15 protein-coding genes are annotated in these 12,492 nt (G+C 71.7%); 9 read left to right on the top strand and 6 right to left on the bottom strand.

Features of this window, described 5'->3' with window-relative positions:
* The first annotated feature begins 21 nt into the window (after window positions 1-21).
* The 4 genes from HUT19_RS28330 (at window position 22) to HUT19_RS28315 (ending at window position 4,407) form a co-directional block, all read left to right on the top strand.
* A complete protein-coding gene (locus HUT19_RS28330; RefSeq protein ID WP_176183159.1) occupies window positions 22-1,227 on the top strand; it encodes an alpha/beta hydrolase in 1,206 nt (401 codons plus the stop codon).
* Window positions 1,228-1,301: 74 nt separating this feature from the next.
* Complete coding sequence (locus HUT19_RS28325; protein WP_176183158.1) at window positions 1,302-2,225, top strand: DUF4429 domain-containing protein; 924 nt, start codon at window positions 1,302-1,304, stop codon at window positions 2,223-2,225.
* A 112-nt stretch (window positions 2,226-2,337) separates the two neighbouring features.
* Entirely contained in the window at window positions 2,338-3,705 is a 1,368-nt protein-coding gene (locus HUT19_RS28320) for a sensor histidine kinase (protein ID WP_176183157.1), read from the top strand.
* A gap of 18 nt (window positions 3,706-3,723) precedes the next feature.
* Window positions 3,724-4,407, top strand: a complete 684-nt coding sequence (locus tag HUT19_RS28315; protein WP_176183156.1) for a response regulator transcription factor — start codon at window positions 3,724-3,726, stop codon at window positions 4,405-4,407.
* Window positions 4,408-4,559: 152 nt separating this feature from the next.
* Here HUT19_RS28315 and HUT19_RS28310 read toward each other — a convergent pair whose 3' ends face one another.
* A complete protein-coding gene (locus HUT19_RS28310) occupies window positions 4,560-5,480 on the bottom strand; it encodes an SDR family NAD(P)-dependent oxidoreductase (RefSeq protein WP_176183155.1) in 921 nt (306 codons plus the stop codon).
* A 51-nt stretch (window positions 5,481-5,531) separates the two neighbouring features.
* Between HUT19_RS28310 and HUT19_RS28305 the strand changes: the two genes are divergently transcribed.
* Window positions 5,532-6,179 carry a TetR/AcrR family transcriptional regulator gene (locus HUT19_RS28305; protein ID WP_217712289.1) on the top strand — a complete coding sequence of 216 codons (648 nt, stop codon included), beginning with the start codon at window positions 5,532-5,534 and terminating at the stop codon, window positions 6,177-6,179.
* Window positions 6,180-6,482: 303 nt separating this feature from the next.
* Window positions 6,483-7,400 (top strand): recombinase family protein, encoded by a 918-nt coding sequence (locus tag HUT19_RS43280; RefSeq protein ID WP_254885833.1) that lies wholly within the window; start codon window positions 6,483-6,485, stop codon window positions 7,398-7,400.
* Here the strand turns inward: HUT19_RS43280 and HUT19_RS28290 are convergent.
* From HUT19_RS28290 to HUT19_RS43265, 4 genes are all read right to left on the bottom strand, one after another.
* A complete protein-coding gene (locus HUT19_RS28290; protein WP_060943813.1) occupies window positions 7,387-7,905 on the bottom strand; it encodes a pyridoxamine 5'-phosphate oxidase family protein in 519 nt (172 codons plus the stop codon). The genes HUT19_RS43280 and HUT19_RS28290 overlap by 14 nt on opposite strands.
* Window positions 7,906-8,168: 263 nt before the next feature.
* Window positions 8,169-8,381, bottom strand: coding sequence for a hypothetical protein (locus tag HUT19_RS43275; protein WP_254885832.1), 213 nt, complete (start codon window positions 8,379-8,381; stop codon window positions 8,169-8,171).
* Between the two features lie 128 nt (window positions 8,382-8,509).
* A complete protein-coding gene (locus HUT19_RS43270) occupies window positions 8,510-8,875 on the bottom strand; it encodes a hypothetical protein (RefSeq protein ID WP_254885831.1) in 366 nt (121 codons plus the stop codon).
* Window positions 8,872-9,492: a hypothetical protein gene (locus HUT19_RS43265; RefSeq protein WP_254885830.1), complete on the bottom strand. Its 621-nt coding sequence runs from the start codon at window positions 9,490-9,492 to the stop codon at window positions 8,872-8,874. The genes HUT19_RS43270 and HUT19_RS43265 overlap by 4 nt, the downstream gene beginning before the upstream one ends.
* Window positions 9,493-9,635: 143 nt before the next feature.
* On the opposite strand from HUT19_RS43265, the gene HUT19_RS28280 reads away from it, so the two are divergent.
* Together HUT19_RS28280 and HUT19_RS28275 are read left to right on the top strand one after the other, a co-directional pair.
* A complete protein-coding gene (locus HUT19_RS28280; RefSeq protein WP_176183153.1) occupies window positions 9,636-10,835 on the top strand; it encodes an alpha/beta hydrolase in 1,200 nt (399 codons plus the stop codon).
* On the top strand, window positions 10,822-11,046 hold the full coding sequence (locus HUT19_RS28275) for a hypothetical protein (RefSeq protein ID WP_176183152.1): 225 nt from the start codon (window positions 10,822-10,824) through the stop codon (window positions 11,044-11,046). The genes HUT19_RS28280 and HUT19_RS28275 overlap by 14 nt, the downstream gene beginning before the upstream one ends.
* Before the next feature lie 19 nt (window positions 11,047-11,065).
* Here the strand turns inward: HUT19_RS28275 and HUT19_RS28270 are convergent, their stop codons facing one another.
* A complete protein-coding gene (locus HUT19_RS28270; RefSeq protein WP_254886235.1) occupies window positions 11,066-11,515 on the bottom strand; it encodes a MerR family transcriptional regulator in 450 nt (149 codons plus the stop codon).
* Window positions 11,516-11,650: 135 nt separating this feature from the next.
* Here HUT19_RS28270 and HUT19_RS28265 point away from each other — a divergent pair, with 135 nt between their 5' ends.
* On the top strand, window positions 11,651-12,469 hold the full coding sequence (locus HUT19_RS28265; RefSeq protein ID WP_176183150.1) for a serine hydrolase: 819 nt from the start codon (window positions 11,651-11,653) through the stop codon (window positions 12,467-12,469).
* Window positions 12,470-12,492: the final 23 nt, after the last annotated feature.

The following is a 12,492-nucleotide window of genomic DNA, read 5'->3' as shown; positions in this document are numbered from 1 at the left end:
CTTCTCCTAGTGTGTCCCGCGGTGACTTCCTTCTCGGAGCTCAGCTCCCCCTCTCCCGGTTCCACCGCCTGGCGCGCGCTGCTCGCCCTGGCGGTGGTGTTCGTCCTGCTCGCCACCACCGGCTGGACGGCCGTACGGGCCCAGAGAGGGGACCGGGACCCGCTCGCCGCGTCGGTCGACGCCTGGCGCCACGCGTCCCTGGACGGTCACCGGCTGCCCGACCCGTACTCCTCGCCACGGCGGCTGAGCCGCTGGTTCGACACGCTGAGCAAGGCCGAGACCAGCCGCCTCGTACGCCGCTATCCGCTCGTCGTCGGCAATCTCAACGGCGCGCCGGTGGGGCTGCGCTACCGCGCCAACCGGGTCGCCCTGATCCAGGCCCGGGCCGTGGAGCGCGAGCGGATGCACGACAACAGGCTCACCCCGCTCGGCCGCAACGACGCCACCCGCCGGATGCACCGCTACCAGGATCTGCTCGGCCCCGGCCGCCAGATCCTCTCCTTCGACCCCTCGGGCCAGGGCCGGGCCGCCGAGGTCTTCGGCGACCTCGCGCACGCGGGCCGGGTCTCGGTCGTGGTGCCGGGGGTGGACACCAACATCCTGACCTTCCAGAAGAGTGACAAGCCGTACGCCGCCACGGTCGGCATGGCCCGCGCCCTCTACCGAAACGAGCGGACCAACGCCCCGGAGACCCGTACCGCCGTCATCGCCTGGGCCGACTACACCACCCCGGCGGGCATCGGCATGGACGCCGCCACCGGCAAACTTGCCGCCCAGGGCGCACTGCGGCTGCGAGCCCTGGTCAACGCGCTGCCCGCGCCCTCCCGGGTCTCGCTGATGTGCCACAGCTACGGCTCGGTGGTGTGCGGTGTCGCCGCCCGTGACCTGCCGCCCAGCGTCACCGACATCGCGGTGGCCGGAAGTCCCGGAATGCGCGCCGACCACGCCTCCGACCTGGGCACCAGCGCCCGGGTCTGGGCGATGCGCGACTCCGGGGACTGGATCCAGGACATCCCGCACCTGGAGGTCGGCGGGCTCGGCCACGGCGCCGACCCGGTCTCCTCCGGCTTCGGCGCCCGCAGGCTGTCCGCCGACGGCGCGGACGGCCACGCCGGGTACTTCGAGCCCGGTACGACCAGCCTGGACAACCTGGCGCGGGTGGGCGTCGGCGCGGTCCAGTCCGTGAGCTGCGCGGACGGTGACGAATGCACCGCCGGGCTGACCTGATCGCACACCACACACGCGACGCGCGTAGCGCTCAAGGGAGGACGGGCGGGCCACCGCCGCATACGATGAGCCGCATGGGTGATGTGCTGGCCGGTTTTCAGACCGTCTGGGAGTTCGACACCGACTCCGTGCTCATCCGCTTCGAACGGGGGATCCGCACGCCGAAGCTGCTCCAGGCGCTCGGCGAACGCCGCGTTCCCTTCGAGGCGCTGTCCGCGGTGGAGCTCGCTCCCGGCAAACGAGGCACCGTGGTGCTGCGCGCCGTGCCCAGACCCGGCGCCGACCCGCTGATGGACGCCGCCGACGGCCAGCTCAAAGAGGCGTACGACCCGTACCGGCTGGTGCTGCCCGCCGAGCGCGAGACGCTGGCCGAGTACTACGCGGAGGAGATACGCGGCGCGCTCGCCCGCGACGCCGACACCCCCGCCGAAACCCATCTGGTCACCGCGCCCGCGCCCCCGATGTCCTTCAAGGCGTACGACGGCAAGGCGTCTTTCGACGGCAAGGAGATCTCCTTCCGCTGGTTCTGGACCGGAGCCTCCTCGGCCAAGTGGAAGGCCGGGGACCAGCGCTTCCGGGTCGACGAGCTGAGCGGTGTGGAGTGGTGCTCACCGGAGAGCAAGGGCTCCGCGGGCCCCGCCCCCAAGGAGGGCGCCGCCAAGAACGGCAACGGCCATCTGCGGCTGATCGAGCGCGCCACCGAGGACCGCCCCGCCGGCCGGGCCGACCACGATCCCGCCGCCGTGGTGTTCGGGATGGGCTACGGCCTGGTCCACCAGTCGCTGCCGTTCGCCGCCGCCGTGCTGGAGGCCGTACGGGCCGGCAACGCGGGGCAGGGCACCGAGAGCGCCCCCGTGCCGGCCCGTCCCCCGGGCCCCCGCCGCGACCCGGCCGACATCGCCGAACGCATCCGCCACCTCGGCGAACTGCACACCCAGGGGCTGCTGACGGACGACGAGTTCAGCACGAAGAAGGCCGAGCTGCTGGCGGAGCTGTAGCACGGCGAGGGACCGCTCCGGCACCGCCACCGCACCGATACCCAGGTATGACCCGCATCCGACTCCCAGGTATGACGTGCGGGCGCGCCGCGGAGCCTACGCTGAATCCGCCATGTCCAGCCGCTCTTACGCCCCCGCCGACGCCGCCCCGGCCAACGCGCCCGCCACGGCCCCCACTTCCACCGCGCACGAGGGCCTGTTCGCGGCCGCCCGGCGGCAGGTGGGCACCCTGCTCCGCGCCCTGACGACACCCAGCTATCCGGCCACCCCGCTGTTCGCCCAGTCGCCCCGGCGCTGGCTGCGCAGACTGCCGTACGGGGTGGCGATGGTGCTCACCGCGGTGCTGGTCCCGGTCTCCGCCCAGGTCCTCACCAACGACTACGAGGAGTCCGGCGGGACCGCCACCCTGCTGGCCATCGCCCAGACCACCCCACTGCTGCTCGCCGTCACCCGCCCCCTCCAGGCGTGGTGGATCACCATCATCAGCGATGTGCTCGGCGCGATGATGGTGCTCGACCCCGGTATGGAGCACCGCGTCTGGCCCTGGCTGCCCGCCGGGATCGTGGGCTATCTCTTCCTGATGCTGGCCCTCGCGCTGCGCGAACCGCGGCCCACGCTGGTGGCGGTGTGGCTGGTCACCGGCGGCGCCGGACTCGCACTCGGCACGGGCTTCGACACCGGGGCCGACAGCAGCGGAGTGCTGCTGTTCGTGCTCAGCGGTGTGGTGCTGCTGATCGGCGGCGCGCTGCGCGAACGCGGGGACGTCCAGCGGCGGCTGGCCGAGCAGGAGACCATCAGCGAGGCCGAACGCGCCCACCGCACCCTGCTGGAGGAACGCGCCCGAATCGCCCGCGAACTGCACGACGTGGTCGCCCATCACATGTCCGTGATCACCGTGCAGGCGGACAGCGCGCCCTACCGGATCGGCGGCCTCCCGCCCGACGCGGAGCGGGAGTTCGGCTCCATCGCCGACACCGCCCGGGAGTCCCTCGCCGAAATGCGGCGGCTGCTGGGCGTACTGCGCAGCGAGGAGACCCGCGGCGAGCGGGCGCCGCAGCCGGGGCTGCGCCAGGTGCCCCAACTGGTCGAGGCCACCGTACGGGCCGGGATCCCGACCGAGCTGACCGTCGCGGACGCCGTCGCCGGACTCGGCCCGCTGCCGCAGGCGGTGGAGCTGTCGGCGTACCGGATCGTGCAGGAGGCGCTGGCGAACGTGGTGCGGCACGCGCCCGGCGCCGCCACCCGGGTCTCCGTCTCGGCCGCCGGGGATCCCGCCGCGCTCACCGTCCTGGTCGTCAACGGGCCGCCCGCCGGTGTGCCGACCACTCCCCTGGAGACCACCGGCACCGGCCACGGCCTGGTCGGCATGGTCGAGCGGGTCCGGCTGGTGGGCGGGATGCTCGACACCGGCCCGCTGCCCGACGGCGGTTTCCGCGTCGCGGCCCGGCTCCCCCTCGTAGACCTCGAAGAACCCTCGTAGCCCCGAAGAGACGGATCCATGACCATCAAGGTGATCATCGTCGACGACCAGGCGATGGTGCGTGCGGGGTTCGCCGCGCTGCTCGCCGCGCAGAGCGACATCGACATCGTCGGCGAGGCGCCCGACGGACGGCAGGGTGTGGAGGTCAGCAGGCGCACCCACCCCGATGTGGTGCTGATGGACGTCAGGATGCCCGAGATGGACGGCCTGGAGGCGGCCCGCCAACTGCTCGACCCCCCGCGCGGGGTCGTCCACCGGCCCAAGGTGCTGATGCTCACCACCTTCGACGTGGACGACTACGTCTACGAGGCGCTGCGCGCCGGGGCCAGCGGCTTCCTGCTCAAGGACGCCCCGCCCGCCGATCTGATCTCCGCGGTGCGGGTGGTGGCGGCGGGCGAGGCGCTGCTCGCCCCCTCGGTCACCCGCCGTCTGATCGCCGACTTCGCCCGCCAGCGCCCGGCGTCCCGCCGCAACAACACCCTCGCGCTGCGCCGCGGCGGGCTGACCCCGCGGGAGACGGAGGTGCTGGAGCTGATCGCGCGCGGGCTGTCCAACCAGGAGATAGCCGAATCGCTGGTGCTGGCCGAGCAGACGGTGAAGACACATATCGGCCGGGTGCTGGCCAAGCTGGAACTGCGCGACCGGGCGCAGGCGGTGATCTTCGCATATGAATCGGGGCTGGTGTCGCCCGGCGGGCCGTAGGGGCCGGCACGCCCGTGGCACCTCGTACGGTGATCACCATCCGGGGACGATGAGGCGTCGGCCTGGCTGCTGTCCGCGTTTTGAGCCCGCGGCTTGACGTCGGGAGAGTCCTCGTCCCGGGCAGGAGGGCAAGTTGTCCGTTGACTGTGAGCTCACCGGTGGCCGCACCACAGGGGACGGAGTCGTTCGTGGAGTCCTCGTCGGCCAACGGCTCCCTTCGGGTAGTGGCGGCGCAGGTTGGCGGCGAGGACGCGGTCGAGCGTGCGGTCGGACAGCATCGGGCCCAGGCGCATGATCAGGGCGGCATCCCGGCCGGCGGTGTAGCGGGTGCGCGGTCTACGCGTCGTCACGGCCCTCGTGATGACCCGGGCGGCGGCGTCGGCGGTCAGGCCTGAAGCAGTGCCCGAGGTCATCAACTTGTTGTTCGCCTGGACCAGGCTGCCGTAGCGCTCGTCCTGCTCCGGCGTCATCCGGGCAGCCAGGTGGTTCGCCGTCTCGACCCCGCGGGCAGCCATCTCCGTGCGGACGCCGCCGGGCTCGACCACGACCACCTGTACGCCCAGCGGAGCGACCTCCCGGCGGAGCGAGTCGCTGACCGCCTCCAGGGCGAACTTCGCGCCGGCGTACGCGCCGTATGTGGCCATGGCGAACTTGCCGCCGACCGAGCTGATGTTGATCACACGACCCTTGCTGCGCAGCAGCGCGGGTAGGAGCGCTTGAGTGACGGCGATGTGGCCGAACAGGTTGACTTCGAACACCCGCCGCCACTCCGTCATCGGCAGGGCTTCGACCGGGGCGTTCACCTGGACGCCGGCGTTGTTGACGAGCGCGTGCAGCGGGCGCGGGTCGTCGGCGACCCGCGCGGCGAGTGCCTCCACCTGCTCGGACTTGGTGATGTCGAGGATGACCGGCTCGATGCCGGTCGATCGGATGGCGTCGGCGTCACGGTCGCGTCGCACGCCGGCCAGGACGTGAAATTCCTGGCGAGCCAGTTCGCGGGCGGCTGACGCGCCCATGCCCGTGGAGGCTCCGGTTACGACGATCAGCTTCTGGGTTTCAGATGACGTTGTCATCTTGGATACGGTACCGGTTCAGATGACACTGTCAACTGTATGATGGACGTCATGACTACCCGTGCGGAGTCCGCCGCCGCCACCCGCCGCGCTCTGCTCGACGCGGCCGCCGAGCTCCTCGACCTCGGCGGCCCCGAAGCGGTCACCTTGCGCGAGGTGGGCGCGCGGGCAGGCGTGACCCGGGGAGCGCCGTACCGGCACTTCACGGGCAAGGACAGCCTGCTGACCGCCATCGCGGCCAAGAGCTGGGAACGGATCGGCGACCAGGTGCACGCCCTTCGGACCGACCCGGCCCTGTCTGCCTCCGAGAAGCTGCGCGGCGCTCTCCGCGCCCTCATCGACGTCGGCCGTAACCAGCCGCACCTGTACCAGGTGTTGTTCAGGCGGCGCGCAAACCTTCCTGGGCCACTCGGTGACGGGATGGATCGCATCCGGCGTCAGCTATGCGGGCCGGAAGGCGACCCGGCCGTGGCCGACCGCGCGGCCGAACGCTTTCAGGACGAGTTCCTGGACATCGTCGCCGCCCTCGTGGGAGAGCGGAACGCACGGCACTACGGCGCCCTGCTGCTGACCAGCGCCCACGGCATCGCGGGCATGGAGCTCAGCGGCTACCTCGACACAGACAAGTGGCAGACCACCACCGACGAACTCGTCGACACCCTCGTCCGCATCGTCACGGACGCCGGCGAAATGACATAGCAACGCCCACGCACCCTCGACGGCAGACGCCCCGTGCGAGGACGGCGAAGACCCGCGGCGAGCTGATGCTTTCCTTCTCGTCTCGCTCGACCTGCACCTCCTGGGTGCCTTCGCTCTGCCGGTTGCGGAAGCCATCCGCACTATCCTCCGGTCCGCCTGAACACCTGCCGGTTCGGCAAGAAACCTTCGTTTTCTGAAGATCGCCGCGCGGGGCCGCCCGGACCCCGCAGGGGCTCAAAACCCCTCCAAAACCAGGGGCATTCAACAACCCCGGACCACCGTTTTCTGACATGACCCGGGGCCATGACCGCCCTCGAACCGGCTGAGCCGGACCTCCTCGTCGCCGAACCGCTCCTCCGCACCGAAATCAAGATCGGGTACGCCCGCTACGGCCGCAGCCTCCAGGACCTCATCAACATGGTCGCCGAACTGCGCGAGCGAGGCATCGGCTTCACCTCGCTGCACGAGAACACTCGACACCGCCACCCCCGGCGGCCGGCTCGTCTTCCACGTCTCGCCGCCCTGGCGGAGTTCATCCGCGAGCTCATCGTCATCAGCACCAACGAGGGCCTGGCCGCCGCCCGCGCCCGCGGCCGCGTCGGCGGACGCCCCAGCGTCGCCACCGAGGAGATCATCCGCGCCGCCCGCGATCCGCTGCCCGACCCCGGCCGCTCGATCACCTCGATCGCCAAGCTCCTCGGTGTCTCCCCGGGCACCCTCTACAACCACATCCCCGACCTGCGGAACTGCGGTCGGGCGCCGTACCCCGCCAGCTCCAAGCACCCGCGAAGCAGTCCAGCGTCAGCAAGATCAATTTCAGCGGCACTTTCTGTACCGCAACTACTGAGGCCCGGTGAGTCCCGTAAGTTCACGCAAACTGAAGGGTTCTCGGTGGGAACTCAAGGGTCCGTCGTCGTGCTCTGCGGAGTTGCTTCCGTGGGTTCGGGGCCAACTCGCGACCTTGCCGTTCCTGGCCCCCTGGACCGGCAAGACGCCGAGCGGCCCCCTGCTCGAACGCAGCGAAGCGGAGTTGCGAGCTTGGGGAAGGAGTTGAGAGCTTGGGGGCGGGGCAGCCTCGGGTCGCTGCTGTACCGGCGGGCGGTGGGCGAGGCCGTCGCCACGGCGCTGGCGGTACGCGACGGCGCGCCGTCGACCGGCCCCGCACCCACGTACGCGCAGGTGCAGGCCCTCGTCGACGGGCCCGGCGTCACGTGCCGGTGAGCTTGTCGAGGTCGGGGGCGTAGACGGTCATCCAGTGCGGGTTCAGCCGGTAGTAGACGACCTCGCGGTTCCAGTCGAAGGCGTCGTCGCCGTAGAAGTCCTTCAAGTAGGCGAGGAGTTCCTGCCAGTCGGCCGTGGTCTCGGCGTCCTCGGGGTTCAGCTCCTCCACCGTGCCGTGGGTGAACACGCCGAGGTCCTCGCCGCGCATGTGCGCGACGCTGGCGGCCGGACGGGCCGCGAGATGACGGGCCTTGGCGGCGTTGCGCGCCGTGCCGAAGTGCCACCGGCCGTGCAGGAAGTGCCCGTCGGCGCCGCTGATCCGCGGTTCGCCCTTTGCGGTCACCGTGGAGAGGGCGAGCGTGCACATGCCGGTGAGGACCCCGGTGAGCTGCGCCGCCGTGATGGTGCGGCCCTCGACGATCGAGCGGAGGTGTGCGGTCGAGCCGGAGAGGGAGGAGTCGAGGAGGGACTGGAGCTTGTTGAGTTCTTCTGGGGTTTCGCGCATACGTCCATCGTCGGCCGTAAACCCGACACCCTCTGTCGTCATTGATGAAGCAGCGGTGAGGTTGCTCCGCGCGGGCGGGCAGCTAAGTTCGGCACGGAAAAGAACGCCGAAGCCGTCCGGCGGCAAGTACAGGACCAAGGTGCCGTCGAGCACGGTCACTGGATGCGCCAAGAACGCCTCAACACCTACGAGAGCTTTCTTGAAGCCTGGGATGAGTGCCTGCGCCTCTCCCAAGGATCTGCTGGCGCCGACTCCAAGTCGCGTCAATCCGGGCCAAGTTCTCTTCCTGAGGGCGATGCCGAGTGCTCGGCTGCCTGTTCCAGTAGTGCCCGTGCGGAGTCCGCGTAGCGCATCGCAGTCTTCTCGTCGAGCCCGAACACCTCGGCGAGGTGAAGCGGATCGGGCCCGTGGGTCAGCGCCTCTTCGAGCTGCCGGTCGACGCGGAGCCGCTCCAGCGTCGCGTCCTGGCTGCGCATCGAGGAGCTGATCCAGTGGTTGCTGGCGCGGCTAGTCTTGGTGGCGGTCTGGTTGTTGATCAGCAGATGGAGGTTCGCGGTGCTCGGCCACCGGTTTCGCCGGTGCTCCAGCCAGTCCAGCAGCAGTTTCAGGGTGAGGTCGTCGAGCGGGCGGAGCGTCCGGCGGTGGTCAGCCGTCGGTTGCCGAGGTCGACGTCGTCGAGCATGAGCATGCCGATCTGGGCGACCCGGGCGGCGTGCACCGCGGCGAGGGCGAGGATGAGTCGTGTTGCCGGGGTGGTGGCCGCCGCGACGGACCGGCCGACCTGGGCGGGGACCAGCGGCTGGAGCACGCCGTACTCGTACTGGCCGACCTTGATCCGGCTGGTCGGGTTGCGGAAAAGCAGCCCATTCCGCTTGGCCCAGGAGAACAGCGAGCGCAGGGCCACGAGTTGGTCACGCCGGTGGTGGCCGTGCAGTGTCTTAATGTAGGTCCGGACGTCGTCGCGGGTCACTTCCCGCAGGTGGTCATAGCGGTCCGACCATTCCAGCAGGGCCGGCCGGACACGGTTGAGGTAGAGCCAGACCGTGCCTTCCCGTCGCGGGAGGCTGCGGGGCCACCGTCACGCAGGACGCGGGTCCAGCGCTCGGCCTCCGAGCGGATGCCGGGTGCGAGACCCTGCAGACGCTCGGCGAGCCAGCCCTCGAAGGAGGGTTCGCTGTCGTCCTCGAAGATCCCCATCTCCTCCAGGACCGTGACGACGTGGCCGACCGGGAGGTCGCGGGACCGGAGCGGGGTGAAGATCTCGCTGTGCCGGATGGCGTCGCCCTCGACGTACCCGGTGAGGACAAGGGCCAGGCCACGGTTGACGCCGAAGCGGATGTTGCGTCCCCAGCCCCGTGCCTCGGCGAACCGGTGAGCGAGGTACTTCGCCCAGGTCAGCCAGGGGCTGGTCAAGTCGACGCCGGAGGGGTCGAGGCGGCCGTAGTCGCGCGGGACCTGTCCGAACAGCGGCAGCTGTCTCCAGTCGGCATTCGGCCGCCAGGCCGGCGCGGGCGGCGGCTTGCGAGGGGCGCCCCGCCGTCCGCCGCGCCGCCGAGGGGCGGGTGCCGATCCGTTGCGGTGGTGCATGCCTCACGGGGTGTCGCACAGTTCCCCCGGGTCACCCCCTACCCCGGTATGACTCCCGACTTGGCACCGCGGTGTGACGCCCCGCCACCCACCGGCTCCCTACGTTTCCCTCGCCACCGAACGGAAGAGGGAAACCCGCGGCCATGTCCCCGACGCACCGACCCAGGCACTACGCCCGCCGTCTGATCACGGCCGCGCTCACCGTCACCGTCATGGCCGGCACGGCCGGGTGGACCGTCGCCCACGAGGAGCAGGCGATCACCGGGCCGCCGCCCGGCACCGCCTCCTGGCTCGCAGACCACTCGCTGCCGGGCCCCGGGCGGGAGCTGCCCGACCCGGCCACCACCTCCCCGGCCCGTATCGCCCGCTTCTTCGCCGGGCTCACCGACGTCCAGCGGCGGGCCCTGGCCATCCGCCATCCGCAGGTGGTGGGCAACCTCGACGGTGCGCCCCTCGCACTGCGCTACGAGGCCAACGCCCGCGCCGTCCGGGCCGCGCGCGACAAGGAGCGCGCCGCCGACCCCGGCAGCCCGCTCGTCGAGCGCTACACCACGCTGCTCTCCCCGGGCCGTCACATCCTCGCTTTCGATCCGCGCGGCCGCGGCCAGGTCGCCGAGGTCTTCGGCGATCTGGCGACGGCGCGGCGCACGGCCGTCGTGGTGCCCGGCTCCGACATCGATCTGAACACCTTCGACCGCGACCACGACCGGTACGGCACCCCCGTCGGCATGGCGCGGGCGCTGCGGGCGCAGATGGCCCGGGAGGCGCCCGGCACCCCCACCGCCGTGGTGGCGTGGGTCGGCTACACCACGCCGGTCGGGCTCGGCCCGGACGCCGCGACCAGCCGGCTGGCCGAGGCGGGGGCACCGCGTCTGGACCGGTTGCTGGCGGGTCTGGCGGTGACCACCGCGGCCACCGCGGAGGCGCCGCCCACCGTCTTCTGCCACAGCTACGGCTCGGTCCTCTGCGGGCTCGCCGCCTCCGCGATGGACCGCGCCCGGGTCTCGGACCTGGTGGTCCTGGGCAGCCCCGGGATGCGCGCCGACAGCGCCGAGGGCCTGCGCACCTCCGCGCGGGTGTGGGCGGCCCGGGACAGCACCGACTGGATACGGCGGGTGACGGGCTACGCGTTCCTGGGTCTCGGCCACGGCGAGGACCCGACCGACCGGTCCTTCGGTGCCCGGGTCGTCTCCGCCGACCGCGCCCACGGCCACACCGGCTACTTCGCCCCCGGTACGGACTCGCTGCGCAACTTCGCCCGGATCGCGCTCGGCCGGTTCGACGGGATCCGGTGCGCGGACCACGACGACGGTGCCCAGGACTGCCGCCATGGCCTCGTATGACCCCCGTCCCTCGGCGCTCGCGGCGCTGTGTGCCGCTCTGTTCGCCCTGGAGCGCCCGGAGTGCCCCGAGGACCCCGAGGGCCCCGGCGACGGGAGCCGCGCGGGTGACGGCGCGGGCCCGGCCGGGGTCCGCCGGGCCGTGCTGGGCCGGGCCGCCGCCGCGTTCGCCGTCCTGTGCGTGACGGTCGCGCTGGCGGCCCTCTGCGGCTGAACCGGCCGCCCGCTCTCGATCAGGCGCCTTCCGCCCGCTGCCGTGCCCCGGAGTAGATGCTGATCTTGTAGTCGATGACCTCGAGCGTGCTCTGGAGCTCCGCGATCCGCATCCGGACGTTCTCCCGGTGCTCGGTCAGCAGCTCCTCGCGCTCGCGAAAGGTGTCCTGCCCGGTACGGACCATCTCTGCGTAGCGGACCATGTCCGCCACCGGCATCCCGGTCAGCCGCAGCTTGCCCACCAGCTCCAGCCAGTCCAGGTCGCGGTTGGTGAACCGGCGCTGCCCGGTGTGGGTGCGGTCCACGTGCGGCATCAGCCCGATCCGCTCGTACCAGCGCAGGGTGTGCGCGCTCAGCCCGGTGTGCGCGGCCACCTCGCTGATCGTGTAGCGGTCCTGTCCGGTCGGCCGCGGGTACGGATGTTCCTCCGCACAGATCCGCGGCTTCGCCGGAGCCGGAGCGCTCTCCATCACGGTCATGCCGATACCCTCTCGCCGGTCTCGATGCTGTGCGCGTTCCCTGCCCGGGACAACGCTATGGACTTGGAGTGCACTCCAAGCAAGCGGATTGTGGGGCGAAATCCGGCGGGCACTAGGCTCAGGGCCATGGAAAGCCTGCGGATGATCGAGAACTGGCCGGTCCCCACGGCGGCGGCGGCCGTCGTCACGGCGGACGGCACCCCGGCCGGATCGTACGGCCCGGCCGACCACCGCTTCCCCCTCGCCTCGGTCACCAAGCCGCTCGCCGCCTACGCCGTACTGGTCGCCGTCGAGGAGGGCGCGGTCGAGCTGGACGAACCGGCCGGGCCCGAGGGCTCCACCGTCCGTCATCTGCTCGCGCACACCTCCGGGCTCGCCTTCGACGAACACCGCACGGTCGCCGCCCCCGGCAACCGCCGGCTGTACTCCAACGCGGGCTTCGAGGTGCTGGGCGACCACCTCGCCAAGGCCACGGACATCCCCTTCGGCGAGTATCTGCGCCAGGCGGTGCTGGAGCCGCTCGGCATGACCGCGACCGAGCTGACCGGCTCCCCCGCCAAGGACGGCGTCTCCACCGTGGCGGACCTGGTGCGGTTCGCGGCCGAGCTCCAGGCGCCGCGGCTGCTGGCGCCCCAGACGCTGGCCGAGGCCACCTCGGTGGTGCACCCGGGGCTGACCGGGGTACTGCCCGGCTACGGCCACCAGCGGCCCAACGACTGGGGGCTGGGCTTCGAGATACGCGACGGCAAGTCGCCGCACTGGACCGGCGGTTCCTCCTCGCCGCGCACCTACGGGCACTTCGGCCAGTCCGGCACCTTCCTGTGGGTCGACCCGGAGGCGCGGGCGGCCTGTGTGACCCTGACCGACCGGGCCTTCGGACCGTGGGCCGTGGAGGTCTGGCCGGCGCTGACCGACGCGGTCCTCGCCGAGCTGCGCACCGGCTGAGCCCCGCGCGGGCCCCGGGGGCG

It is taken from the genome of Streptomyces sp. NA02950 (assembly GCF_013364155.1).
Lineage (GTDB): Bacteria > Actinomycetota > Actinomycetes > Streptomycetales > Streptomycetaceae > Streptomyces.
Note: the sequence above shows the minus strand (reverse complement) of the source record. Positions and strands in the feature narration are given on the sequence as shown.

Excerpts from the sequence above, each read along its gene's own strand:
- HUT19_RS28310 (WP_176183155.1), bottom strand. The coding sequence starts at position 5,480 with ATGACAACGTCATCTGAAACCCAGAAGCTGATCGTCGTAACCGGAGCC.
- HUT19_RS28275 (WP_176183152.1), top strand. The coding sequence starts at position 10,822 with ATGGCCTCGTATGACCCCCGTCCCTCGGCGCTCGCGGCGCTGTGTGCC.
- HUT19_RS28280 (WP_176183153.1), top strand. The coding sequence starts at position 9,636 with ATGTCCCCGACGCACCGACCCAGGCACTACGCCCGCCGTCTGATCACG.
- HUT19_RS43280 (WP_254885833.1), top strand. The coding sequence starts at position 6,483 with ATGACCGCCCTCGAACCGGCTGAGCCGGACCTCCTCGTCGCCGAACCG.
- HUT19_RS28305 (WP_217712289.1), top strand. The coding sequence starts at position 5,532 with ATGACTACCCGTGCGGAGTCCGCCGCCGCCACCCGCCGCGCTCTGCTC.
- HUT19_RS28265 (WP_176183150.1), top strand. The coding sequence starts at position 11,651 with ATGGAAAGCCTGCGGATGATCGAGAACTGGCCGGTCCCCACGGCGGCG.
- HUT19_RS28290 (WP_060943813.1), bottom strand. The coding sequence starts at position 7,905 with ATGCGCGAAACCCCAGAAGAACTCAACAAGCTCCAGTCCCTCCTCGAC.
- HUT19_RS28325 (WP_176183158.1), top strand. The coding sequence starts at position 1,302 with ATGGGTGATGTGCTGGCCGGTTTTCAGACCGTCTGGGAGTTCGACACC.
- HUT19_RS43265 (WP_254885830.1), bottom strand. The coding sequence starts at position 9,492 with ATGCACCACCGCAACGGATCGGCACCCGCCCCTCGGCGGCGCGGCGGA.
- HUT19_RS43275 (WP_254885832.1), bottom strand. The coding sequence starts at position 8,381 with ATGCGCAGCCAGGACGCGACGCTGGAGCGGCTCCGCGTCGACCGGCAG.
- HUT19_RS28270 (WP_254886235.1), bottom strand. The coding sequence starts at position 11,515 with ATGGAGAGCGCTCCGGCTCCGGCGAAGCCGCGGATCTGTGCGGAGGAA.
- HUT19_RS28320 (WP_176183157.1), top strand. The coding sequence starts at position 2,338 with ATGTCCAGCCGCTCTTACGCCCCCGCCGACGCCGCCCCGGCCAACGCG.
- HUT19_RS28315 (WP_176183156.1), top strand. The coding sequence starts at position 3,724 with ATGACCATCAAGGTGATCATCGTCGACGACCAGGCGATGGTGCGTGCG.